1 protein-coding gene is annotated in these 783 nt (G+C 45.0%); it reads right to left on the reverse strand.

The window, feature by feature from the left end; all coding sequences use genetic code 11:
* The coding region (locus tag A3738_RS08990; protein ID WP_156504127.1) for an HDOD domain-containing protein at nt 1-733 on the reverse strand (733 nt) is incomplete at its 3' end.
* Nucleotides 734-783: the final 50 nt, after the last annotated feature.

Below are 783 nucleotides of genomic sequence, written 5' to 3' on the forward strand. Positions count from 1 at the left end.
CCGATTTAACTGAGCCGCTTGTACTATAAAACGAACTCGATGCCCAACTAACTACCTGTGCCGAAAGGCTTGGATCTTTTTCTACGATAGTCGACAGTTCTTCGCTGCTCGCGTCGGGATTTGCGCGTAAACGAATAATATCGCGTGCACTTTCCGGAAGAGGAGGAAGCTCTAGAGTATCTTCGATTCGTTGCTTGATACGAATCGTTGTGAACTTCTCAAGAGCCGTGACAATATCGACTTCATCTTTACGTGCGTCCTTGTGTTGATTGACTCTATCAATTGCTACCGAGAAGTCTCCGGTTTGTGCTTTCTGAAGCATCTTGTTGAAAATGCTTCGCTTAATTCGAATGAGATCTTTTGCTAAACCAATGTCAACGAAGGCGTACTCACTGGTATTTTCCTGGAGCGCATTATCAACGATTGTCGGTATGCCCGTGATGTCGGGGATGGCTGGGATCGCGTTAAGTTCATATTGGCTTAACAAGCTATTTTGATCGCTTTGCTCAACCACTTTAAGTTCACGACCCATACAATTATTGAGTAACTCCGGACAAATAAAGCGATCGGCTGGGAAAAGTACTTGGGCACGGCCTAGCATATCTGACATAAGCGTTAAGCAAACGCGATCAGCGTCATCTACATCGTGGCGTGGGATGATTTCTGGTGCCTCATAATCATTATGTTCTGCATATTGATTAAGTGAGTCGATGATAATAGCGGGAATGCTCATAGGCCTTGATACTGCTCCGTGAAATAAATATTGCCGGCATCGATACTGCG

The organism is Oleiphilus sp. HI0066 (genome assembly GCF_001635725.1).